The following is a 23001-nucleotide window of genomic DNA, read 5'->3' as shown; positions in this document are numbered from 1 at the left end:
TGCCCTGGCGGGCCGACGCGTACGACGCGACGGCGGTCTCGCCGGCCGCCCCGCGGGAGGAAAGCAGCCAGTGCAGGTCGCGGGCCGGGTCGCCCACGCTCAGGGCGGACCAGCCGAGAACCCCGGAGACGGAGTCGTCGGTGATCAGGAACGAGTCAGCCGACAACGACCCGTGCACCACGCAGGGCGCGAACTGCCAGAGCCCGTCGTCGTCGGTGGCCTGTTCCCAGCGGCGCAGGATCGCGGCGGGCAGGTAGCCGGTGGTGGCCGCCCGGTCGATCAAGGTGATGGTTCCGGTACGGCATTCCTGAGCGCTCTGCTGAGGCAACCCGGCGGTGCCGACGAAGGCCGTCGGCAGTGAGTGCACCGCGGCGATGGCGCGGCCGATCGAACCGGACACGCCCGCGTGGCCGGTGAGGGCATCCGCGTCGAAGGAATCGCCCTCCAAAAACTCGTAGACGACGGCCCGGGTTCCGCTGAGCGGCGCCTGGCCCACGAACTGCGGCACGTCGAAGGGGAGCCGGCTGCGGTTGCCGACGGTGAGCGCGCGCAGGGCTACCAGATCGGCGGACTGCTCGGTTTCGGCGGCCTGCGAGGCGGGGACCCGGATGATGAGGGCACGGTCGTCGCGGTCGATCAGCAGTGCGGATTCGAACGCGCCGCTGGCTCCTCGAGAACGCGCGACGGTGCCGTGCAGACGCACCTGGACGACGTCGAGACCGGGGACGGCGGCAGTGGCCAGCGCGGCTAGAGTGAGAGGTGATCTGACCATACTTCTAGGTTAGGTCGACTTCCCCTCGGCGCGGTTGTTCGCCACGCCTCGACACAACTTCGGCAGTCTGTCCGAGACCGAGGAGCACCATGTCGTTTGCGTTCACCTCCCGTCTGCCGCTTTCCCGTCACGCGGTCGACCGTGACGGCGAGGCGCGCGCCACCCCCGGGTTGCTCAACACGCTGCAGACGGATGCCGGCACGCGCCTGCTCGTGCTGTGGCGAGGCTCCGCGCTGATGGAGGCCGCCGCCCCCGCCCGACTGCGCCTGCTGGCTCCCGACCGAGTTCCCGCCGGCGAGTTCCGGCTCTACCTCGGCCGTTCCCTGGCCGAAGATGCGCCGGAGCCCGTGGGCACCCCGCTGGTCGCGGCCGTGCTGACCGACGAGGAGGCCCTGGCGCTCGAACCCGACGAGTCCCTCTGGGTGTCCCTGCGCCCTGTGGCGACCACCCTGTCCGACCGCGACGCGGGACTGTTCACCGAGACGCTCGGCGTCGTGAACTGGCACGACTCCCACGCCCACTGCCCGCGCTGCGGCACGGCCACCCTGATCGAGAACGCCGGTTGGACGAGGCGCTGCCCCGACTGCGGCGGCCAGGTGTTCCCGCGCACCGACCCGGCCGTGATCGTGCTGATCACCGACGCCGACGACCGCATCCTGCTCGGCTCGAACGCCCTCTGGGAGGGCAACCGCTACTCGCTCCTGGCCGGTTTCGTCGAACCGGGCGAGTCGCTCGAGGCGGCCGTCATCCGGGAGATGTTCGAGGAATCCGGCCTGCGCGTGGCCGACCCGGTCTACCTCGGCTCCCAGCCGTGGCCGTTCCCGGCCTCGATCATGTTCGGCTTCACGGCCCGGCTCGCCGACGGCCAGGCTCCGGCGGCCCTGCTCCCCGACGGGGAGGAGATCCTCGACTTGCGCTGGTTCAGCCGCGACGAGCTACGGGCCTCCGGCGACGTCATCATCCTGCCCGGCCGTTCCTCGATCGCCCGGGCGATCATCGAGCACTGGCTCGGCGAACCCCTCGACTTCGGCCCCGACAAGGTGCACGGATGGCGCTGACCGCCGGTTCCCTGCTGGCCGGCCTCGACGACCAGCAGCGGGTGGCGGCCGAGGCGCTCGTGGGTCCGGTGTGCATGCTCGCCGGCGCCGGCACCGGCAAGACCCGGGCCATCACCCACCGCATCGCCTACGGCGTGATGACCGGCGCGTACTCGCCGAACCGGGTGATGGCCCTCACCTTCACGGCGCGCGCCGCCGCGGAGCTGCGCGGCCGGCTGCGCCAACTCGGCGCCGGGGGCGTCGCCGCCCGCACGTTCCACTCGGCGGCCCTGTCGCAGCTGAACTATTTCTGGCCGCACGTCGTCGGCGGCCAGGCGCCCCGCATCCTCGACGGCAAGGGCCGTCTGCTCGGGCATGCCGCCGAAACCCTGAAGCTCAAGCTGGACACGGCCACCCTGCGCGACCTGGCCGCGGAGATCGAGTGGCGAAAGACCTCCGGAATCGGCATTGAGGCGTATGGGGCCGGCATCGCCAAGCGCAGCCTGCCCGGCCGGCTCGACGTGGACCAGGTGCTGGCCATGATGGAGTCCTACGAGCGCCTCAAGGACGACCGCAAGCAGATCGACTTCGAGGATGTGCTCCTGGCGATGGCCGGGATGATCGAGGCCGAGCCATCCGTCGCCCTACAGGTGCGCGAGCAGTACCGTTTCTTCGTCGTCGACGAATACCAGGACGTCTCCCCGCTTCAGCACGACCTGCTCTCGCTCTGGCTGGGCCAGCGCCGCGACCTCTGCGTCGTCGGGGACGCCAGCCAGACCATTTACTCCTTCGCGGGCGCCCGCAGCGACTACCTGCTCGACTTCCCCAAGCGGTGGGAGGACGCCACCGTCGTGCGCCTCGAGCAGAACTACCGGTCGACGGGGTCGATCGTCGCCACGGCCAACCAGCTCATGCGCGGGCGGACCGGCGCCCTCACCCTGCGCGCCCACGCCAGCGAAATCGGCACCGAGCCGGGTGTGCGCGAATACCCGAACGACATGGCCGAGGCCCGCGGCGTCGCCCAGAACATCGTCGAGCTGATCGAGGGCGGCACCCGCCCGGAGGACATCGCCGTGCTGTTCCGGGTGAACGTGCAGGCCGCCTTCCTCGAAACTGCCCTCGGCGACGTCGGGGTGAGCTACCAGATCCGCGGGTCGAAGCGCTTCTTCGACCTGGCCGAGGTCAAGCAGGCGGTGATGCAGCTGCGCGCGGCATCCGTCTCGATCATCGGCGAACCGCTGTTCAAATCCGTCAGTGACGTGCTGCGCTCCCTCGGCTGGAGCCAGAGTGCGCCGGAGGCCCAGGGCGCGGTGCGCGACCGGTGGGAGTCGCTTAACGCGATCATGGGCCTCGTCGACCAGGCAGCCCCGGAGACCACATTCCGCCAGTTCACCGACGAGCTGATGGAGCGCCAGGCCGGCCAGCACGAACCCACGGTGTCCGCGGTGACCCTGGCGACGCTGCACTCGGCGAAGGGCCTCGAATGGGACGCCGTCTTCCTGATCGGTCTGTCCGAGGGACTCGTGCCGATCAGCTACGCAGGCACTTTCGAGCAGATCGACGAGGAACGCCGGCTGCTCTACGTGGGCATCACCCGGGCACGCAAACGGCTGTCCCTGAGCTGGTCTGCTGCGGGCCACCAGCAGCGCAGCCCCAGAGAGCGTTCCCGGTTCCTGTCCGAGATCGGCGCCCGCGGCGTGCGTGCGCCCGCCGCCCGCGGCTCCTGAGACCGGCGCGGGGTAGCCTCGGGGCGTGCCCACTTTTCCGTTCACCCGCCTGGCTGCGGTGCCCTACGCGCCGTTACTGGTGACGCAGGCACGCCGGCTGCGCCGCGACACGCCCCGGCTGCCCGACGCCGCCCTCCCGTGGACCGGTTCCCGGCCCGGCCCCGACCCGCTGCGCATCCTCGTGCTCGGCGACTCGACCGCCGCCGGCGTGGGCGCCGAGACCCAAAGCGAGGCCCTGCCTGGCTGGATCGCCCACGAGGTGGCCGAGCGCTGGGGCCGCGGCAGCACCTGGCGGGCGATCGGTGAGAACGGCGCCACGGCCCGGGACGTGCGCGAGCGCTTCCTGACGGACGCCGCCGCCGTGCCCTTCGACCTGGCCCTGCTGACCATCGGCGCGAACGATGCGCTGGGGCTGCGCTCCCGAAACGCCTTCACGAACGATGTGCGTCGAATCGTGCTCGCCCTGCGGGCCGCGGCGCCGCAGGCGGCCGTGCTCGTGTCGCTGATGCCGCGCTTCGACCGCTTCGCGCTGCTGCCCGAACCCCTGCGCGCCACCCTCGCGCGGCACGCCGCGAGCCTCGACACCGGCGCCCGCCTGGCCGTCGTGGGTCTCGACGGGGTCGTCGCGATCCCGACCCCGCCGCCTTACGTCGAGGGCTTCTTCGCCAGCGACGAGTTCCACCCGAGCGCGCTCGGCTACCGCCTCTGGGCCCGGTTCGTCTTCGACTCCGCGCCCGGCCTCCGACTCGACCGCCCGGTCGGCTGAGAGCACCTGATGGCCTTGCTCCGTAGCCTGGACGAGGTTGTCGCGGTCGTCCGGGCGGTCGAACTCGAACGCACCCGGCAGGCGCCCCGGGATCGGAGAGTCGACCGTGGGGGAGGCGCTGGTCGCCCGGCTGAACGCCGGCGCCTCGTGGTGGTGGAGGGCGACTACCTGCTGCACGGTGAGGGCGGCTGGGCCGAAGCCCGGCCGCTGCTCGACCTGACCCTGGTCGTGGGGCCGGAGCGGGGCATCCGGCTCGCCCGAGCCTGATCTGGGCCCCGGTCTGCGACCGGGTCTGACCTGGACCTGTCCGGTCAGTCGCGGACGGGGCGCCCGGCCCCGGGCAGCGCGGTCACGTTCCCGGGAACGGTGCGGCAGCCGCACGACTCATGCGGCCGGTAGCCACGACGTTTGAGGGTGCCGGACGCCACGTCGAAGACGAGCGCGGTCTCCGTGAGGGTGGACCGCCCGAGGACCAGCCAGTCGTGGCCGATCCCGGCGACGAGGGCGGCCACATCGATGCCGGCCCGCGGGGTCTCCGTGGGTGCCCGGCGGCTGAGCAGCTGGCAGGCCAGGGCGGCCCACGACGGGTCGGAATCCATGTGCGCCAGCTCCAGGCAGTACAGGCAGGGGCCGACCCCCGGCTCGACCAGGGGTCCGATCCGCACCTCGCTGTCGCTGAAGACCACGGGCAGGTGCGGGATGTCCCGGCGCAGCCAGCGCCCGTGCCGCTCCGGTTCCAGGGCGTAGTGACCCAGGACCACGGCCAGCCCGGTGCCGGGGTCGTCGGTCTTGGCCAGGGTCAGACCCAGGGTGCCGATCAGGGTGCGGATCAGGTCCGCCGTGAGCCCGCACCCGTCGACGCAGATTCTGGGCGGCGGTGCCACGGCGACCGGTTCGGGCATCCGGGCCGGGCCCGGAACATTCTCGGCGGTGACCAGAAGAGCCGGCCGCAGGGCGCGGAGCAGCGCCAGGATGGCCTCGTCGGAGGCCCCGCCCTCCCGCCCGATCATCAGGGCTCCGGAGCGGGGCACCCCCACGAACAGGGCCGCGAGCACCCGCTCGAGTCCCGGGCTCAGGGCGGTGATCACGACCAACGGGCGGTCGACGCCGACCTGGATGATGTCGGGCGAGCGCCAGACGACCGGATACCGGGGATCGAGTCGGAGTGTCATTCGGCGATGATGCCGCACTCTGCGCGCGCCCGCGCGAGTCATCCACAGCCCTGGCCCACAGCCGCAGCTCGGCACGGCGCGGCTGTTTGCCCGATCCTCGGCGTCAGTCCAGCATCCGCCCCTAGGCTTTCGCTATGACGACGCAACGACGTGTACTTGTGACCGGCGCTACCGGGTATATCGGCGGCCGGCTCGTTCCCCTGCTGCTGGAAGCCGGCTACGCCGTGCGCGTGCTCGTGCGCACACCCCAGAAGCTGAAAGATGTCCCGTGGGTCGAACAGGTGGAGGTCGCCGAGGGTGACCTCGGGGACCTGGCCAGTGTGCGATCCGCCGTCATCGGGGTCGATGTGCTCTACTACCTGGTGCACTCGATGGGCACCCGCGGCGACTTCGAGAGCACGGAACGCCTCGCGGCCACGAATGTGGCTACGGCCGCCGCCGCGGCCGGCGTCTCCCGCATCGTCTACCTGGGCGGGCTGCACCCGGACACCGAGGAGCTGTCCCAGCACCTGCGCTCCCGGGCAGAGGTCGGCCGCATTCTGGTGGAGTCCGGTGTGCCGACAGCAGCCCTCCAGGCCGGGGTGGTCATCGGGTCCGGCTCCACGTCGTTCGAGATGATCCGGCACCTGACCGACGTTTTGCCGTACATGCCGGCGCCGCAGTGGGTGCGCAACAAGATCCAGCCGATCGCCGTGCGTGACGTGCTCTACTACCTCGTCGCGTCGGCGGAGCTCCCCGCCGACGTCAACCGCACCTTCGACATCGGCGGCCCCGACGTGCTGCGTTACGGCCAGATGATGAACGGGTATGCCCTCGAGGCCGGCCTGCGCCAGCGCCCCATCGCGTCCCTGCCCGTGTTCACGCCCTGGCTCGCATCGCAGTGGGTCAATTTGGTCACACCCATCCCGCGCAGCCTGGCCGTGCCCATCATCGCAAGTCTGCAAAACGACTGTGTGGTGCACGAGCGCGACATCGACCAGTACATTCCCCAACCGAAAGAGGGCCTCACCGGGTATCGCACCGCCGTGCGCCTGGCCCTCGGTCGCATGCGCGACGGCGACGTCGAGACCAGCTGGCGGAACGCGTCGATCGCGGGTGCGTCGAGCAACCCGCTGCCCAGCGACCCCGAATGGGCCGGGCACCTCGTCTACACCGACCTCAAGGAAAAGCACACCGCCGCGAAGCCGGAAGCCCTGTGGCGCGTGATCGAGAGCATCGGCGGTGACAACGGCTGGTACTCATTCCCGCTGGCCTGGGCCATCCGCGGCTGGATGGACAAGCTCGTCGGCGGGGTCGGCCTGCGCCGCGGCCGTCGTAACCCCGACCACCTGCATACGGGCGACGTGCTGGACTTCTGGCGGGTCGAACGCATCGACACCGGCCGGTTCCTGCGTCTCCGTGCCGAGATGCGCGTTCCCGGCCGGGCGTGGCTGGAGATGACGGCGGATCCGGCGCCGGGCGGCGGTTCCGTGTACCGTCAGCGCGCCGTCTTCTTCCCGCGGGGACTGGGCGGTCGGCTGTACTGGTTCGCGATCCTGCCCTTCCACGGCGTCATCTTCACCGGCATGGCCAACCGGATCACGGCGGCCGCCGTAGGGGAGGCTGCCGTGGAGGTGGCCGTGACGAACGCGAACGCCACGACTGCCCCGAATGCCCCCGGATCGGGCCGGCCGGTCGCCGAGCGCGCCGCCTGAGCGGTGAGTTCACCAAGGTTGACCTGACCGGGCTCTGACCTGACCGGGCTCTGACCCGACCGGGCTCTGACCTGACCGGGCTCTGACCTGACCCGGCCCTCGACGCGGTATGAAACCGCGTTCCAACCGCCCGGTTTTCCGAGTCCGAGGCCCTGGAGCCACTCAGCCCGAACGGAGTCGACGGCGATTCTGGCGCCCCGAACGCTTACGTCGGTCAGGCCCGGCTGAGCCCGCGCGTGTGGCCAACTCAGGACATCCGCCGCCTGGGTCCGCCAGCCGCCGCAGACTAGTGCGGAACCAGCGCGGATGCCCGGCATGCCCCGAGCGGATCTCCTGAGTTGGCCACACCATCTGCCGGATACCAAACGGTGATCGCTGGAGGCGCCGCATGACTCGTGCGGCTCGGGCCTTGACCAGGGCACTCGCCGACTCGCCGGTGATGACCCGCGTGCACGCGGTGCCGTCGGACCCGATCGTGGGCGCGCGACGCCGCGAAGGGATGAGGACTCACTCAGGGGCCGGTGCGGTCACGGCGAGGCACTATGGAAGAGTTGCGAGCAACGCGATGCCGATCCAGCAGATCTGATGTGGGGCGAGTCTGCGCAGTGGCTCGGGCGCAGTGGCTAGTGCGTGGGAAGGTGCGCAGAGATCTGCTCGTCGGGCTCGAGTTCCAGCTGGCGCTCACGGAAGAGATTGAGCTGGCGCTGGCGGTATTCGCCGACCAGATTCGTGATGTCGTGGTGTTCGGTGTGGCCGGGAAGGTGCGGCAGGGATGCAGATTCTGAAGTCAATGGGAAAACCAATTCGTCTCGGGGGAACGACCGATGCCCGGATTTGGAGCATTCAGAGACGCTAATTGATTCCACCGGTGATGTCAACGCGGCGGGTGCTGCCGGCTTCAGCCTCGGTTGTTGTTGAGTTCGAAGACCTTGAGCAGCTCCGCGATGGCGGTCCCCCGAGCCTCGCCCCCGGCCTCGAACATCTCGGTCACGTGGGTTTGCAGGTGATTGTCCACCAGGAGCTTGTTGAGCGAGCCGAGCGACTTCTGGATTGACAGGGACTGCGTGAGGATGTCGATGCAGTAATCCTCGTTCTCGATCATCTTCTCCAAACCACGCATCTGACCCTCGAGGATGCGGGCACGGTGCAGGGCACGCCGTTTGATGTCGTCAATCATGGGTCTACAGTATCGCGATTTCACATACCCCGGAGGGGTATTCTGTCGTCTGCCAGCGACGTCACCATCGTGTGCGACCACCTGGCACCATGCCCAACGTCATCCGGCTGTCCCGACGCACCCTGCGCGTGATCAGGGGTACCCTGGTATGCACCTTCTGCTACGGCCGGGCGGTGCTGCCGCTGGTCGTGTTCGACCTGATCAACCCGTTGATCTCCGCCGCATTGATGGTATTCTCCAGCCTGTTCGTGGTGCTCAACAGCCTGCGCCGGTGACGATCGCCACCGATGTCTTCGTGCATGGCGCGCAGACCTATGTCATCACCTGCGAACAGGTCGACGTCACGCTCGACGTCACCGCCGGGGCACTCGGCTCGGCCGAGGGGCTCACTCTGGCCGTCGGGTTCGAACCTGGCACCTTCGTGCCCCGCGACCAGTCGTTCACGGCGAACCCTTTCCCGGGTATCGGTCTCGCAGCGGCCCTGATCGGCCTGCTCGGCGCCGGTCTCGCCGTCGCCTCCCGGGCCACCCGCTGGCGGAACGCACCGGGTCGGCCGACCGTCGTCGCCGAGTACCTGCGGCCGCAGGGCGTCAACCTGCTCATGGCGGGAAACGTGATGCGCACGAGCGCCAAGGCCATGACCGCCCAGTTGCTCAGCTTCGCTGTGCGTGGCAATGTGCGGGTCCTGGAGGGGGAGGGCACAAAGCACTACCTGCTCGAGCTGCTGCACACCAGAGACCTCGACCCGGCCGAGCAGGCGGTGCTCCGGCTGCTGTTCCCGGGGCTGCACGCGGGCACGAGCCGCGACCTCAAGACGAAGGACACCAAGCTGGGCGCCGGGCTGGCCAAGCAGCTCCAGGCGGTCACCGAGCAGGTGCTGACCGACGGGCTGCGGGAGAGGAAGGGTGGCCGGCTGCTTCGTTGGCTGCTCGTCGGCGCTGTGCTCACCGGCATTCTGACTCTGGTCGGTGTGAAGCTGTACATCGATATAGCCCGGGCCGAACGGCTGCGAGTGCTGCAGAGTCCCGAGGGAGCGCTGAGGTCGCCCTACCGGCCGGACCCGGCATCCGTTCTTGGCCTGCCCGATCCGGGGCAGCCGGGGCAGGTGCTGAAGCTCTATGAGCACCTGCTGCCGTTCGCGGTGCTGTTCGGTCAGGAGAAGGAGTGGGCCCAGGTTCTCGGTGACCACTACGCCCGGAGTGACGCGCAGCCGGACTGGTACGCTGGGTTCGCTCCGTTCAACCCGGTCCGGTTCGCCGCCGGGTTGAGCTCGTTCACGAGCTCCACCTCGGCCTCCTGGTCGGGAAGCGCGTCGAGTTCCTCCAGTTCCGGTTCGGGTGGTGGTGGCTCGGTCGGCGGCGGTGGAGACGGCGGCGGAGGAGGAGGAGGCGTCTGATGGGCACCCCGGTCGAACCCACAGTCACACGTTCCGCTCTGGCCCCCGGTCTGCTCGGGGCGGTCATCCTGCTCGGCGGGCTCGCGCTGCTGGACTCCGAAAGCTTCATCATCATCCGTTACGCGGTCAGCATCCTCGCGATGATCCTCTGCGTCTTCGCCATCCAGGCGAAGGTCTGGCTGTGGTTGATCGGTCTCGTGCCGATCGCGGTGCTCTGGAACCCGATCGTGGTCATCGACCTATCCGGCCGGGGCTGGGTGTCCGCCCAGTTCATCGCCGCGCTGGTCTTCATCCTCGTCGGGGTCGTCACCAAGGTGCCCGTGCATCGGGATTGACCAGCGGGCGTAGACTGTATTCGCGTCGAAAAAGCCCGATTACCGTCTTGACCGTGCCGCTGCATCCCAAATGCCGGTGGCGCAAATAGGGTTGGCACGTTGCTCGATTCAGGCTTCGACGTATCGATCGCACCGGTGTCCACGGATGCCGCACCACGTCGAGCACGGCCTTTGTCTGCTGTGCTGCTGTGAAGTTGGAGAAGAATGGCTTACACCCGCCACCAGGCCGCCGGTTCGAACAACCGTGTTGCCGCCGAAGGTCGCGCTCGGCAGCGACCTCGTTCCCGCGACGATGACGCCCCCATCATTCCCATCCTCGCCCGCAAGGTGCGCGAGGTGGAGGCGAAGGCGCAGGTCGGCGCCAAGCTGGGCCCGACCAACCGCACCAAGTACCAGGTCATCGCGCTGCTCATGCGCGAGGAACGTGCGCGGGTCAAGGGCGACAAGGATCTCACCGACGCGAACCGCGCGGAACTGCTGAAACGCCTTGACGGCATCGCCCAGATCCTGGCGAAGACCGCGGCCCGCGACACCAGCCTGATCACCCTGCTGGAACCGGATGCCGGCGTGTCCACGGTCGCGCAGCGGTTCCGCCGCGACTGGCTGCTTGAGTCCGGCGCCGAACTCACCCCCGACGAACTGATCATCACCCGCGAGGCCGAGGCCAAGCCGGAAATTCCGGTCAACCAGGTCATCCCTCAGTCGGTCAAGGCTCGCCAGCTCGCCAACCCGTTCCTCGCGCCCGATTTCAGCGCCGCGACGGCCCAGCCGGTCGTCTCCGGCCGTCGCCTGGCCAACTGGGAACTCATCGGCCCGCTGTTCAAATCCTTCGAGTATGGTTCCGGCGGTCAGGCCGCCAGCATGGACCTGCCCGAGGCACCCCGCGTCGACCGGCTCTCGCCTCGCGGCATGGAGCTGATGCGCCACCAGGCCCGGTTCGTCGAAAGCGCGCGCCTGGGCCACCGCAGCTACCTGCTTGCCGACGAGCCGGGGCTCGGGAAGACGGCGCAGAGCCTGCTCGCGGCATCCGTCAGCGGGGCCTACCCGCTGTTGGCCATCGTTCCCAACGTCGTCAAGATGAACTGGGTGCGCGAGGTCGCACTGTGGACGCCGAACCGCCGGGCCACCGTCATCCACGGCGACGGCGACACGCTCGACGCCTTCGCCGATGTGGTCATCGTCAACTACGACGTGCTCGACCGGCACCGCACCTGGCTGGGCACCCTGGGCTTCAAGGGCATGGTCGTCGACGAGGCGCACTTCATCAAGAACCTGCAGTCGCAGCGCTCCAAGCACGTGCTGGCCCTGGCTGAGCAGATCCGGCGCCGCACGCCCGGCGGCAACCCGCTGCTGATGGCTCTGACCGGAACCCCGCTGATCAACGACGTCGACGACTTCCGGGCGATCTGGCAGTTCCTCGGTTGGCTCGACGGCGACAAGCCAGCCCCCAGACTCATGCAGAAGCTCGAAGCGATCGGGCTGACCCCGGCCGACTCCGGGTTCTACAGCGCCGCGCGTGCCGCGGTGATCGACCTCGGCATCGTGCGCCGCCGCAAGGTCGACGTCGCCGCCGACCTGCCGGCCAAGCGCATCGCCGACATCCCGGTCGAGCTGGACGACGACCTCGGCCGCTCCATCCGCCAGGCCGAGCGGGAGCTCGCCGCCCGCCTGGTCACCCGGTACCACTCCCTCGTCGCCGCCCGCCATCCGGGCCAGACGCCGCCCGTCCTCGAGGGAGAGCAGCGAGCCGCGTTCATCCGCGCGGTTGCCCACGCCGAACTCGAGGAGTCGAAGGGGCAGACGACCGGTGAGAACGTCTTCACCATGGTGCGCAAGATCGGCCAGGCCAAGGCCGCCCTCGCGGCAGACTACGCCGTGCAGCTGGCGCACTCGGTGGGCAAGGTCGTCTTCTTCGCCAAGCACATCGACGTGATGGATGCCGCCGAGGACATCTTCGCCAAGCGCGGCCTGCGCACGGTCTCCCTGCGCGGCGACCAAAGCGCACTGGCCCGCCAGGCCGCCATCGACTCCTTCAACGATGACCAGGGGGTGGCCGTGGTGGTCTGTTCCCTCTCTGCCGCCGGAGTCGGCGTCAACCTCCAGGCCGCCTCCAACGTCGTGCTCGCCGAGCTCAGCTGGACTGCCGCCGAGCAGACACAGGCCATCGACCGGGTGCACCGCATCGGCCAGGACGAGCCGGTCACCGCGTGGCGGATCATCGCCGCCCACACCATTGACGCGCGCATCGCCGAACTCATCGGCAGCAAGCAGGGCCTCGCGGCCCGCGCCCTGGACGGCGCCGTCGACGAGATCTCGTCCGCCGATTCCGTGCAGGCCAGCGCCCTGATCTACCTGCTGACCCTGGCACTCGACGGGGAGTTGTAGAACGCGCCCCTCACCGGCGTGGATTTGAACCGGGCCTCGTTTGGGGTCCATCATTGAGTGGCGGCGGTGTGGGCGCCAATCTGATCACTTGTGCAACAAGGAGCAACGACAAATGAAAATTGGTATCCTCACCAGCGGCGGAGACTGCCCCGGCCTGAACGCGGTTATTCGCGGTTCCGTCCTTAAAGGCATCCGCGTACTCGATGCCGAATTCGTCGGCATTCGCAACGGCTGGAAAGGCCTGGTCGAGGGCGACTTTATGACTCTGGACCGGCACAGCGTGCGCGGTCTCTCCCGTCAGGGCGGCACCATCCTCGGTAGCTCCCGCACGAACCCGTTCGAGGGTGAAAACGGCGGCCCCATTAACATTCAGAAGACGATGGACGCGGAAGGAATCGACGCGATTATCGCCATCGGCGGCGAGGGCACCCTCACCGCGGCACGCCGACTGACGGATGCCGGACTCCAGATCGTCGGCGTTCCCAAGACCATCGACAACGACCTCGAAGCCACCGATTACTCATTCGGCTTCAACACCGCCGTCGAGATCGCCACCGAGGCCATCGACCGACTGCGCACCACAGCCGAATCCCACGGCCGCTGCATGATCGTCGAGGTCATGGGCCGCCACGTGGGCTGGATCGCCCTGCACTCCGGCATGGCCGGCGGCGCCCACGCCATCCTGATCCCGGAGCAGCCCCAGACCATCGAGCAGATCTGCGACTGGGTCATGCACGTGCGCGACCGCGGCCGCGCACCCGTGCTTGTCGTCTCCGAGGGCTTCAAGCTCGCCGGCATGGAGGAGGCGCTCTCGACCAAGGGCCTCGACGCGTTCAACCGCCCCCGCCTCGGCGGCATCAGCGAGATGATCGCCCCGATGATCGAGGAGCGCACGGGCATCGAATCCCGCGCCACCGTCCTCGGCCACACCCAGCGCGGCGGCGCTCCGTCGGCCTATGACCGGGTGCTCGCCACCCGCCTCGGCATGGCGGCCGTCGACGCCGTCTACGCCGGCCAGTGGGGCTCCATGGTTTCCCTGCGAGGCACCGACATGGAAATCGTCAGCATCGCGGAAGCGACCATCGGTCTAAAGACCGTGCCGCAGGCGCGCTACGACGAGGCCGCGGTGCTCTTCGGCTAAACCCGCATCAGGCGCTGAGGGGATCCGGATCGATTTCCGCCGTTTGGCGGAGGTTCGACCGGGACCCCTTCGTGCGTTCCGGGACCGACTCAGGCGAGTTTGGCCTGAACCTGCGCCAGCGACGGGTTCGTCGCGCTGGAGCCGTCCGGAAAGAGGACTGTCGGAACCGTGCGGTTGCCGTTGTTCAGGCTCATCACCAGCTCGGACGTGCCGTCGACCTCCTCCACGTTGATCTCGGTGTAGGCGATGCCGGCCTTGACCAGCTGGGTCTTCAGGCGGGTGCAATAGCCGCACCAGGTCGTCGTGAACATGGTTATGGTTCCGGATTCCGGCACAAAGTTCATACTTGGATCCTAACAAACCGGCCTGAACGGGGGCCGGACCGTACCTCGTTACCATTGGTTCATGTCTCTTCCTCAGGTCTGCGTGGGCTACCTCACCCGGCGTTCTCCATCGGGGGACCTGCAGGTGCTGCTCGGCCGCAAGAAGAAAGGACTGGGCCGGGGCAACATCGTCGGCCTCGGCGGCAAGCTCGAGCCGGGGGAGTCGGCCGTGGAGGCGATGGTGCGGGAGATCGAGGAGGAGTCCGGCCTGGTCGTGGCGGCATCCGCCCTGACCCCGTTGGGTCTGCTGACCTACCTGTTTCCGCACCGGGAGGCCTGGAGCCAGGAATCGAGCGTGTTCGTCTGCACGCAGTGGAGCGGCACCCCGCGCGAGTCCGACGAGCTGAACCCAGTCTGGTTCGACGTGGCCGCGCTACCGGTGGACGAGATGTGGGACGACGCCCGGCACTGGCTGCCGGGGGTGCTCGCCGGCATTCCGGTGCGGGCCACCTACACCTTCGGTCCCGACTTGGCCACGGTGGTCGACCCGGTTTGAATTGACCTGCTTCCCCGGGAGTGTCAGGCTTATCACAGCGGTGCAGCTTGAGATAACCCCGGCTGTCGTACACTCAGAGGAAGACGCCGGTGGATTTCACCCTGATCGTTGCGCTTGTGATTGCGCTCGCACTGATTTTCGACTTCACCAACGGCTTCCACGACACCGCGAACGCGATGGCAACCCCCATCGCGACCGGGGCCATGCGCCCGAAGGTCGCGGTGGGACTCGCCGCCATTCTGAACCTGGTCGGGGCTTTCCTCTCCACCGAGGTCGCCAGGACCATTTCCGGCGGCATCATCAACAAGGATGACGCCGGAGTTCAGATCACTCCCGAGATCATCTTCGCGGGCCTGATCGGCGCCATCGTTTGGAACCTCATCACCTGGCTGCGTGGCTTGCCGTCCAGCTCGAGCCACGCCCTGTTCGGCGGACTCATCGGCGCGACGATCATCGGCGTCGGCTCGCAGGCGGTCGCCTACGACGTCGTGCTGGCCAAGGTCATCCTGCCGGCACTGATCGCCCCGCTCACGGTGGGCATCGTCGCCTACCTCGCCACCAGGCTCGCCTACTTCATCACCCGGCGGGATTCCGGCAAGGCGGATGGCCGGGGCGGCTTCCGCTACGCGCAGATCATCTCCTCGTCGCTCGTTGCCCTCGCACACGGCACCAATGACGCCCAGAAGACCATGGGCGTCATCACCCTCACCCTGATCGCCGGCGGGCTGCAGGACGTGGGCACCGGCCCGCAGCTGTGGGTCATCACCACCTGCGCGATCGCGATCGCGATCGGCACGTACACCGGCGGCTGGCGAATCATCCGGACCATGGGTCGCGGCCTCACCGACATCAAGCCGGCCCAGGGCTTCGCTGCGGAGACCAGCACCGCGGCCACCATCCTCGCGTCCAGCCAACTCGGCTTCGCGCTCTCCACCACGCAGGTCGCGTCCGGGTCGGTGATCGGCTCGGGCCTGGGCCGCCGCGGCTCGACCGTGCGCTGGGGGATGGCCGGCCAGATCGCGCTCGGCTGGGTGCTCACCCTGCCGGCGGCGGCCATCATGGGTGCTTTCGCGGCCGGACTCGCCCTGATCGGACCGATGGGCATCGTGCTCGACCTGGTGATCGGTTCCCTCGTCATCGCCGTGCTGTTTCGCCGGTCCCGCCAGAGCCGGGTCACGCACGACAACCTGCACGACATCGACGACGCCGGGCGGGTCGTGAAGATCCGGAAGACCCCCCGCAAGGCCTCCCGCACGGCCTCTCGCAAGGATCAGAAGAAGGTCGCGCTGTGATCGATTGGTCTGCGTTCCTCGTCGTCGCGCTCGCTTCTCTCCTCTCGTCCGCGGTCGTGGTGGGCCTGTATTCGTTCGGGCTGCGGTTGCTCACCACCTCCGGCCGCGTTCCCGTGGTCGAACCGGCCGAATTCACGGGAGCCATCACCGTGCTCACCCCCAAGCGTGCGGCCAAGGAGGCCAAGCGCGCGCGCAAGGCCGCCGCCGGCCCACTGAGCCCTCTGCAGAAGCAGGTCGCCCTGATGGGCGCCTACGCCTGTTTCGTGCTCTGTAGCGCGGCCGTGCTCTACGGTGTCTACCTGATTGTGCCGGCCCTGCACCGCTGACCCGCTGCGTCCCTGTTCCGCTTCCCTCGCAGCGTTCCGTGCCGTAACGGGCGCTCTCGGTCGCCGCGCGGTAGCTGCGCCGCTGCGCTGGTGGCACGCCACGTGCGGAACGGCGCTGCACGCTCGCAACGCCGGATGACTGCGCGACCTGGTCCGTCAGGCTGGCGGCGCACCCTGTGGAGCTGGGCGCACGGTAGACGGTGCGCCGCGAGCCAGAACATGCGCCGCGAGCCAGTACCTGCGGCGCTGCAGAGGGCCGCGGATGCTACCGTGCGGTGCCGCGCACCCGGGCCACCCACGTCATCAGGTGGTAGATCACGATGGCGGCGACCGTGCCGAGCGCGATGCCGTTGAAGCTGAGGCTGCCGGCCGAGAAGGTATAGTCGGCGATGCCGATGATCAGCGCGGTGGCCGCGGTGAACTGGTTGACCGGCTTGCTGAAGTCGACCTTGTTGTCGAGCCAGATCTTCACGCCGATGATGCCGATCAGGCCGTAGAGGGCCGTGGTGACGCCGCCGAGCACCCCCGCCGGGATCGTGTTGATGACCGCACCGATCTTGGGGGAGAGTCCGAGCAGCACCGCGGTGATGCCCGCGACCCAGTAGGCGGCCGTGGAGTAGATGCGGGTGGCCGCCATGACGCCGATGTTCTCGCCATAGGTGGTGGTGCCCGATCCGCCGCTGAAGCCGGCGAGCATCGTGGCCAGGCCGTCGGCCATCAGGGCGCGACCCGTGAAGCGGTTCACCGTCACATTCGTCATCTGGGCAACGCCCTTGATGTGGCCCACATTCTCGGCCACCAGCACGAGCACGACCGGCAGGAACGCCGGCAGCACGCCGAGGGCGGCGGACGGATCCGCGAACGGGTTCATCGCCGCGGTGAACTGGGGCAGGCCGATCCAGGCAGCCTCGCCCACCCCGCTGAAGTCGACCTCGCCGGCCACCACGGCGGCCACATAGCCCACGATCACGCCGATGAAGATGGACAGCCGGCCCAGGATGCCGCGGAACACCACGGTCGAGAGGATCACGGCGAGCAGGGTGATCAGCGCGGTGAGCGGGGCCAGCTCGAAGTTCGACTTGGCGACGGGCGCCAGGTTGAGGCCGATCAGGGCGACGATGGCCCCGGAGACGACGGGCGGCATCAATGCGTCGATCCAGCCGGTGCCGGTGAGCTGCACGATCACGCCGATCAGGGCCAGGAGTAGGCCGACGACGATGATGCCGAACAGGGCGCTGCCCATGCCCGCGCTCGCGGTCGCGGCGGTGATCGGCGCGATGAAGGCGAACGAGGAGCCGAGGTAACTGGGCAGCTTGTTGCGCGTGATTACCAGGAAAAGCAGGGTGCCGATGCCCGAGAAGAGCAGCGTCGTGCTGGGTGGGAAGCCCGTGAGCAGCGGTACCAGGAACGTGGCACCGAACATGGCGATGACGTGCTGGGTGCCGATCCCGATGGTCAGCGGCCAGTTCAGGCGCTCGCCGGGGCCGACGACATCCGTGGCTCCGACCGTTTTTCCGTCACCGTGCAGGGTCCAGGGCAGAGCCATGTGTTTCTCGTTTCCGTGTCGTACGTAATCCCGATGGTAGTGAACAATTAAGATCGGACGGTGAGACCATCCGTTCAGCCTGCCCAAGCAGAGCCACTCTCGGTGAGGATTGAAACCGGCTTGCTGCACGGAATCCGGGTGCGCGGGGTGCGCCAGTGGCGCGGGATTCCCTACGCGGCCGCCCCCGTGGACGAGCTCCGATTCCGCGCTCCGCAGCCGGCCTCGCCTTGGCCGGGCGAACGAGATGCAAGCTCCTTCGGCCCGGTCGCCACGCAGAGCCACCGCGGCCAGTTCATCGGCGCGAAACCGACGATCCCGCAAAGCGAGGACTGCCTCAACCTCAACGTGATCGCTCCCGACGAACCGGTCGACCCGCGGATGCTGCGGCCCGTCATGGTCTTCATCCACGGCGGCGCCTACAGCGTCGGGTCCTCGCGGGAGGTGCCCCGGCAGGGTGAGGGGCTCGTGCGGCGCGGCGGCATCGTCTATGTCAGCCTCAACTACCGGTTGGGGGCGCTTGGCTACATCGACTTCAGCCGTTACTCGACCGCGGAGCATGCGTTCGAGAGCAACCTCGGGCTGCGCGACCAGGTGGCTGCGCTCGGCTGGGTGCGGCGCAACATCCGCGCGTTCGGCGGCAACCCGGATGCCGTCACCCTCTTCGGCGAATCGGCCGGAGCCAACGCCGTGACCACCCTGATGACCGTCCCGGCCGCCGCCGGACTCTTCCAGCGCGCGATCGCGCAGAGCGCCCCGCCGAACGCCGTCTATGCCCCCGATGTCACCGCCGAGTGGGCCACGGACTTTGTGCGGCTCCTGGCCCGGCGCACCGGGCAGGCCGACCCGACGAACTCGCCCACCACGGTGACGAATGCCGCTGCCCTGCTTCTGCAGGCCGACCCGGAACATCTGGCCGAGGCCACGAGCGACCTGACGCGGCGCGCCCCGGACCGGTACCCCGGCACGATCCCGCTCTCGCCCGTGATCGACGGCGACTTCCTGCCTGAACGACCTCTCGACGCCTTCCGCGACGGCCGTGCCCACCGGATTCCGCTGATCATCGGCACCAACTCGCGGGAAGGTTCGCTGTTCAGTGGGCGCATCGACATCCTCGCCACGACGCCCGGGCGCATCCGCGCCGTGTTCGCGAACACCAAGAAGAAAGCTCGCACGCGCCTGCGGGCGCAGTACCCCGGGATACCCGCGCTGCGGCCCGCCCTCGATTTCGGTGGTGATTTTTCTTTCTGGTACCCGAGCGTGCGCGTGGGCGAACGGCACTCCCGGTATGCCCCGGTGCGCTTCTACCGCTTCGATGCCGCGCCGCGCCTGGTGCGTTTGATGGGGCTCGACGCTACGCACGGCCTCGAGCTGTTCCCGCTGTTCGACCGGCTCGACGGCTGGTTCGGCCGCGGCATGACCGCGCTCGGCGGTCGCCGCGACTTCCAGCGGATCGGTGCCCGGATGCAGGGTTGGTGGCTCAGTTTCGCGGCCTCCGGGGTGCCGGATGCGGCCTGGCCGCTCTACGACGAGGCCGAGCGTCTGACCCTGGTCATCGACGCCGTCGACCGTGTCGAGTCCGACCCGCGCGGGGACCGCCGCCGGGCCTGGGACGCCTTCGTGCCGCACATCTGAGCTCGGCGTGCCACAGCCCGGAAGCCCGGCCGGTTGCCTCCGCGGGCCGTCCTCGCCCAGCCCCGCGGAATCGGCCCGCGCTCCGGGGCCGTAAACTGAGGAACTGAGAATCAGCTGAGTCGGACACCAGGAGCACCCCATTTCTGAAACAGAGACCCACACGTCATCCACGCCTGCCCCCAAGCCGGACGCCCCGGCGGGCACGAACCCGGGGCTCAAGGCCCGCATCGATCGGTACTTCGAAATAACCCGGCGCGGCTCCACCTACGGCCGAGAAATCCGCGGCGGTCTGGTGACGTTCGTCACGATGGCCTACATCGTGATCCTCAACCCGCTCATCCTCGGCGGCTTCAGCGCCGACCAGGCCGCGGTCGACGTGGCCGGCGGATGGCTGCCCAACGGCCAGGTTGCCGCGGTCACCGCCCTCACCGCCGGCGTCATGACCATCCTGTTCGGCGCCGTCGCCCGGCTTCCCTTCGGTTTCGCCGCGGGCCTCGGCATCAACTCCTTCCTGGCCGTGAGCGTCGTCGGCCAGGTGACCTGGCCGGAGGCCATGGGCCTCGTGGTCATCAACGGGCTCATCATCGTGCTGCTCGCCTCCACCGGCCTACGCGAGCTCATTTTCAACGCCGTGCCGCGCCAGCTGAAGATCGCCATCACGGTCGGCATCGGCCTGTTCATCGCCTTCATCGGCCTGGTCGACTCCGGCTTCGTGCGCGCGAGCGGCGCCGCGTCGCCGCCCGTGCAGCTCGGCGACAACGGCTCCGTCGTGAGCCTGCCGACCGCCGTGTTCGTGCTCGGCCTGATCATTCTCGGCATCCTGGTCGCCCGCAAGGTGAAGGCGGCCCTCCTGATCGGAATCGTCGCCACCACGCTGATCGCGGTGGTCCTCGAGGCGATTTTCAAGGTCGGGCCGTCATTCGGGCAGAACCCCGACGGTTGGAACCTGAACGCGCCGGTACTGCCGACCTCCATCGTCTCGCTGCCCGACCTGAGCCTCGTCGGACAGGTCAGCTTCGGCGCCTTCGACCGGATCGGCATTCTGGCCGCGTCGATGCTCGTTTTCACGCTCGTCTTCACGAACTTCTTCGACGCCATGGGCACCATGACCGGCCTGGCCAGCGAGGCCGATGTGGCCGACGAGAAGGGCAACTTCCCGCGCCTGAAATCCGCCCTGATCGTCGAGGGCGTCGGCGCCGTCGTCGGCGGCGCCACCTCTGCCTCGTCGAACACGGTGTTCATCGAGTCCGGTGCCGGCATCGGTGAGGGTGCTCGCACGGGACTGGCCAACATCGTCACGGGACTGCTGTTCCTCGCGGCCATGTTCTTCACCCCGCTCACCCAGATCGTGCCGCTGGAGGTGGCCGCGGCCGCCCTCGTGATCGTCGGCGCGATGATGGTGTCCCAGATCCGGTTCATCGACTTCACGGAGTTCTCCATCGTGCTACCGGTATTCCTCACGATCATCGTGATGCCGCTGACCTACTCGATCGCCAACGGAATCGGGGCCGGCTTCATCACCTGGGTGCTGGTGCGTTCGTTCTCGGGGAAGGCGCGCGAGATCAGCCCGTTGCTCTGGGTGGTCGCGGCCGGCTTCCTGGTCTTCTTCGTGCGCGGCCCGATCGAGGTTCTGTTCGGCGCGTGACCGTGTGGCCGCCCCCGGCCCGATTCGGGGGCTAACCCCATGGGTGCCAGAACGGATGCTCCGTAGTGTCGTTGGGAGAGCGGCATCCGTCGCTCCCCATCGAAACGGAGAACCGCCCATGTCAACCATCGCTCCCGACCAGGCCCCGGTCTACACTGCCGAGCCCGTACCCCCGCGGAGCAGCACTCTGGCCGTGTCGAGCCTCGTGCTCGGCCTTGTGTCGATCGTCGCCGGCTGGACCTTCCTCGTGCCCATTGCCGGCCTGGTCGTCGGCATCCTCGCCCTCGGACGGGAACCGCAGGCGCGCACCCTGGCGATCTGGGGCATCGTGCTCAACGCGGTGCTGCTGGCCGGCTCGCTGCTGCTCGTGCTGCTGGCGCTGGCCCTCGGCCTGCTGGCGCTGCCGTTCGCGTTCTTGATCTGACCTCGATCTGGCCCGGCGCGGCCTCGCGCTACTCCAGGAAGCCGCGCAGGAGCAGGGCGGTGCCGGCCAGATGCTCGGCCATCGCCTGCGCGGCGGCGTCGGGCCGACCGGTCAGGATCGCGGTCACGATCTGCTCGTGCTGCCGGTCCGAGTGTGCGATGTTCGGTCCGAGTGACGGGATGTTGTCGAGCAGTTCGTTGATCCGCATCCGCACTTCGGCCAGCAGCGGCACGAGCGACGGTGAGCCGGCCAGCTCGCCGATGGTGAGGTGCAGCCTGGAGTCCAGTCGGCGGTAGTCCTCGCCGGTGGCGCCGATCGAGTCGGCCAGGCTGTTCCACAGCACTTCCCGTTCGCCGGGCGACAGGGTGCGCGCGGCGGCATGCCGGGCGGCGCCCTCCTCCAAGATTTCCCGGAGCGCGAGCGCGTCCTCGATCTCGGCCACGGAGATGTCCCGGCGCGCCGGCAGTCCACGCTCGTGGCCTCGGCCGGGCGTCTGCTGGGGCAACGAATCGTTGACGAAGGTGCCGCCGTAGCGGCCGCGTCGGGAGACCAGATAGCCGGCCTCGGCCAGGGATGCGATCGCATCCCGCAGCGTGTCCCGACTCACGGCGAGCATGGCGGAGAGTTCGCGTTCGGCCGGCAGTCGTTCGCCGGGCGCGACGAGTCCCAGCCGCACGGTCTGCAGCAGCCGCTGCACGGTCTCCTCGAAGGCGTTGCCACTGTGCACGGGGCGCAGCAGCAGTCCGCTGTCGAGCCCGGGCTGTTCGTCGTCGATCACTGTTCTGGTCCTGGCTCCTGGTCGAACTTCCAGTCCATCACGGTTTCCGCACCCTCCCGCACCGCTACATCGGCGTCACGTAGGCCGAGCTGATGCCGCCGTCGACCAGGAACGTGGAGCCCGTGATGAACGAGGAGTCATCGCTGGCCAGGAACGCGACCGCGGCCGCGAGCTCCTCGGGTTCCGCGAACCGGCCGACTGGGATGTGCACCAGCCGCCGGGCCGCGCGCTCCGGGTCCTTCGCGAATAGCTCTTGCAGTAGCGGGGTGTTCACCGGGCCGGGGCAAAGGGCGTTGACCCGGATGCCCTGGCGCGCGAACTGCACGCCCAGCTCGCGGCTGAGCGCGAGCACGCCGCCCTTCGAGGCGGTGTAGGAGATCTGACTGGTCGCGGAGCCGAGCACGGCCACGAACGAGGCCGTGTTGATGATCGACCCGCGGCCCTGCTTCACCATGTAGCGCAGGGCGGACCGGCAGCACAGGTACACCGACTTCAGGTTGACGTCCTGCACCCGTTGCCAGGCCGGTAGCTCGGTCGTCTCGATCGAGTCGTCGTCGGGCGGGGAGATCCCGGCATTGTTGAACGCGATGTCGACGGAGCCGTAGGTGAGATAGGCGGTGTCGAAGAGGTTGTTGACCTCGCCCTCGTCGGTGACATCCACCTTGACGAAGAGGCAGTCGAGCTGGTCGGCCGCCGCGAGCCCCGCCGCCTCGTCGAGGTCGCCGATCACAACCGTTGCTCCTTCCGCGGCGAACCGTTTCGCCGTGGCCAGGCCGATGCCGCTGGCACCGCCTGTGATCACGGCGACCCGGCCCGCGAGCCGCTGGGTGAGGTCGATGGGGGTGAGGGTGCTCATGCTGGCTCCTTGGGGTTCGTC

At 68.8% G+C, this 23001-nt stretch carries 23 protein-coding genes and 1 pseudogene; 16 read left to right on the top strand and 8 right to left on the bottom strand.

Annotated elements, in window-relative coordinates:
• Positions 1 to 10: 10 nt before the first annotated feature.
• Positions 11 to 772, bottom strand: a pseudogene (locus E3T34_RS16320) (phosphotransferase); the annotation flags it as partial.
• Positions 773 to 861: 89 nt separating this feature from the next.
• Here E3T34_RS16320 and nudC point away from each other — a divergent pair.
• From nudC to E3T34_RS02640, 4 genes are read left to right on the top strand one after another with little or no spacing between them, the layout of a single operon-like run.
• On the top strand, positions 862 to 1830 hold the full coding sequence (gene nudC, locus E3T34_RS02655) for an NAD(+) diphosphatase (protein ID WP_134342085.1): 969 nt from the start codon (positions 862 to 864) through the stop codon (positions 1828 to 1830).
• Positions 1821 to 3536, top strand: a complete 1716-nt coding sequence (locus E3T34_RS02650; protein ID WP_104101055.1) for an ATP-dependent helicase — start codon at positions 1821 to 1823, stop codon at positions 3534 to 3536. Before nudC ends, E3T34_RS02650 begins: the two co-directional genes overlap by 10 nt.
• Before the next feature lie 25 nt (positions 3537 to 3561).
• Entirely contained in the window at positions 3562 to 4302 is a 741-nt protein-coding gene (locus tag E3T34_RS02645) for an SGNH/GDSL hydrolase family protein (protein WP_134342083.1), read from the top strand.
• A 9-nt stretch (positions 4303 to 4311) separates the two neighbouring features.
• Positions 4312 to 4569 carry a hypothetical protein gene (locus E3T34_RS02640; RefSeq protein WP_134342081.1) on the top strand — a complete coding sequence of 86 codons (258 nt, stop codon included), beginning with the start codon at positions 4312 to 4314 and terminating at the stop codon, positions 4567 to 4569.
• Positions 4570 to 4613: 44 nt separating this feature from the next.
• On the opposite strand, the gene E3T34_RS02635 is transcribed toward E3T34_RS02640, so the two are convergent.
• Positions 4614 to 5474 carry a TOMM precursor leader peptide-binding protein gene (locus E3T34_RS02635; protein ID WP_166785821.1) on the bottom strand — a complete coding sequence of 287 codons (861 nt, stop codon included), beginning with the start codon at positions 5472 to 5474 and terminating at the stop codon, positions 4614 to 4616.
• A gap of 134 nt (positions 5475 to 5608) precedes the next feature.
• On the opposite strand from E3T34_RS02635, the gene E3T34_RS02630 reads away from it, so the two are divergent.
• Entirely contained in the window at positions 5609 to 7168 is a 1560-nt protein-coding gene (locus tag E3T34_RS02630; protein ID WP_134342078.1) for an SDR family oxidoreductase, read from the top strand.
• A gap of 623 nt (positions 7169 to 7791) precedes the next feature.
• Here the strand turns inward: E3T34_RS02630 and E3T34_RS15685 are convergent.
• Together E3T34_RS15685 and E3T34_RS02625 are read right to left on the bottom strand one after the other, a co-directional pair.
• Entirely contained in the window at positions 7792 to 7959 is a 168-nt protein-coding gene (locus E3T34_RS15685; protein WP_166785820.1) for a hypothetical protein, read from the bottom strand.
• A gap of 107 nt (positions 7960 to 8066) precedes the next feature.
• On the bottom strand, positions 8067 to 8345 hold the full coding sequence (locus E3T34_RS02625) for a metal-sensitive transcriptional regulator (protein WP_104101060.1): 279 nt from the start codon (positions 8343 to 8345) through the stop codon (positions 8067 to 8069).
• Between the two features lie 89 nt (positions 8346 to 8434).
• On the opposite strand from E3T34_RS02625, the gene E3T34_RS15680 reads away from it, so the two are divergent.
• The 5 genes from E3T34_RS15680 to E3T34_RS02605 all read left to right on the top strand — a co-directional run bounded on the left by E3T34_RS15680 (position 8435) and on the right by E3T34_RS02605 (position 13602).
• On the top strand, positions 8435 to 8620 hold the full coding sequence (locus E3T34_RS15680; RefSeq protein ID WP_166785819.1) for a hypothetical protein: 186 nt from the start codon (positions 8435 to 8437) through the stop codon (positions 8618 to 8620).
• Positions 8617 to 9741 (top strand): DUF2207 domain-containing protein, encoded by a 1125-nt coding sequence (locus E3T34_RS02620; RefSeq protein ID WP_166785818.1) that lies wholly within the window; start codon positions 8617 to 8619, stop codon positions 9739 to 9741. Before E3T34_RS15680 ends, E3T34_RS02620 begins: the two co-directional genes overlap by 4 nt.
• On the top strand, positions 9741 to 10076 hold the full coding sequence (locus E3T34_RS02615; protein ID WP_134342074.1) for a DUF6804 family protein: 336 nt from the start codon (positions 9741 to 9743) through the stop codon (positions 10074 to 10076). The genes E3T34_RS02620 and E3T34_RS02615 overlap by 1 nt, the downstream gene beginning before the upstream one ends.
• 204 nt (positions 10077 to 10280) lie before the next feature.
• Positions 10281 to 12461 (top strand): DEAD/DEAH box helicase, encoded by a 2181-nt coding sequence (locus tag E3T34_RS02610; RefSeq protein ID WP_134342072.1) that lies wholly within the window; start codon positions 10281 to 10283, stop codon positions 12459 to 12461.
• Positions 12462 to 12573: 112 nt separating this feature from the next.
• Entirely contained in the window at positions 12574 to 13602 is a 1029-nt protein-coding gene (locus E3T34_RS02605; protein ID WP_104101064.1) for a 6-phosphofructokinase, read from the top strand.
• Positions 13603 to 13691: 89 nt separating this feature from the next.
• Here E3T34_RS02605 and E3T34_RS02600 read toward each other — a convergent pair whose 3' ends face one another.
• Positions 13692 to 13946, bottom strand: a complete 255-nt coding sequence (locus tag E3T34_RS02600) for a mycoredoxin (protein WP_104101065.1) — start codon at positions 13944 to 13946, stop codon at positions 13692 to 13694.
• A gap of 61 nt (positions 13947 to 14007) precedes the next feature.
• On the opposite strand from E3T34_RS02600, the gene E3T34_RS02595 reads away from it, so the two are divergent.
• The 3 genes from E3T34_RS02595 (at position 14008) to E3T34_RS02585 (ending at position 16099) form a co-directional block, all read left to right on the top strand.
• On the top strand, positions 14008 to 14481 hold the full coding sequence (locus E3T34_RS02595; RefSeq protein WP_104101066.1) for an 8-oxo-dGTP diphosphatase: 474 nt from the start codon (positions 14008 to 14010) through the stop codon (positions 14479 to 14481).
• A gap of 89 nt (positions 14482 to 14570) precedes the next feature.
• Entirely contained in the window at positions 14571 to 15773 is a 1203-nt protein-coding gene (locus E3T34_RS02590) for an inorganic phosphate transporter (protein ID WP_134342070.1), read from the top strand.
• Complete coding sequence (locus tag E3T34_RS02585) at positions 15770 to 16099, top strand: peptidase (RefSeq protein ID WP_134342068.1); 330 nt, start codon at positions 15770 to 15772, stop codon at positions 16097 to 16099. Before E3T34_RS02590 ends, E3T34_RS02585 begins: the two co-directional genes overlap by 4 nt.
• Positions 16100 to 16364: 265 nt before the next feature.
• Here E3T34_RS02585 and E3T34_RS02580 read toward each other — a convergent pair whose 3' ends face one another.
• A complete protein-coding gene (locus tag E3T34_RS02580; protein ID WP_104101069.1) occupies positions 16365 to 17645 on the bottom strand; it encodes a uracil-xanthine permease family protein in 1281 nt (426 codons plus the stop codon).
• 102 nt (positions 17646 to 17747) lie between these two features.
• On the opposite strand from E3T34_RS02580, the gene E3T34_RS02575 reads away from it, so the two are divergent.
• The 3 genes from E3T34_RS02575 to E3T34_RS02565 all read left to right on the top strand — a co-directional run bounded on the left by E3T34_RS02575 (position 17748) and on the right by E3T34_RS02565 (position 21346).
• A complete protein-coding gene (locus E3T34_RS02575; protein ID WP_241977320.1) occupies positions 17748 to 19277 on the top strand; it encodes a carboxylesterase/lipase family protein in 1530 nt (509 codons plus the stop codon).
• 139 nt (positions 19278 to 19416) lie between these two features.
• Positions 19417 to 20922 carry an NCS2 family permease gene (locus tag E3T34_RS02570; protein ID WP_134342065.1) on the top strand — a complete coding sequence of 502 codons (1506 nt, stop codon included), beginning with the start codon at positions 19417 to 19419 and terminating at the stop codon, positions 20920 to 20922.
• Between the two features lie 118 nt (positions 20923 to 21040).
• Positions 21041 to 21346 (top strand): hypothetical protein, encoded by a 306-nt coding sequence (locus E3T34_RS02565; protein ID WP_233191409.1) that lies wholly within the window; start codon positions 21041 to 21043, stop codon positions 21344 to 21346.
• A gap of 28 nt (positions 21347 to 21374) precedes the next feature.
• Here the strand turns inward: E3T34_RS02565 and E3T34_RS02560 are convergent, their stop codons facing one another.
• Entirely contained in the window at positions 21375 to 22121 is a 747-nt protein-coding gene (locus E3T34_RS02560) for a FadR/GntR family transcriptional regulator (RefSeq protein WP_104101273.1), read from the bottom strand.
• A 67-nt stretch (positions 22122 to 22188) separates the two neighbouring features.
• Positions 22189 to 22980 carry a 3-oxoacyl-ACP reductase gene (locus E3T34_RS02555; protein ID WP_166784834.1) on the bottom strand — a complete coding sequence of 264 codons (792 nt, stop codon included), beginning with the start codon at positions 22978 to 22980 and terminating at the stop codon, positions 22189 to 22191.
• Positions 22981 to 23001: the final 21 nt, after the last annotated feature.

The organism is Cryobacterium sp. TMT1-62, assembly GCF_004403145.1.
GTDB classification, from domain to species: Bacteria; Actinomycetota; Actinomycetes; order Actinomycetales; family Microbacteriaceae; genus Cryobacterium; species Cryobacterium sandaracinum.
The sequence above is the reverse complement of the archived record's forward strand: the minus strand, read 5'-3'. Positions and strand labels throughout refer to the sequence as shown.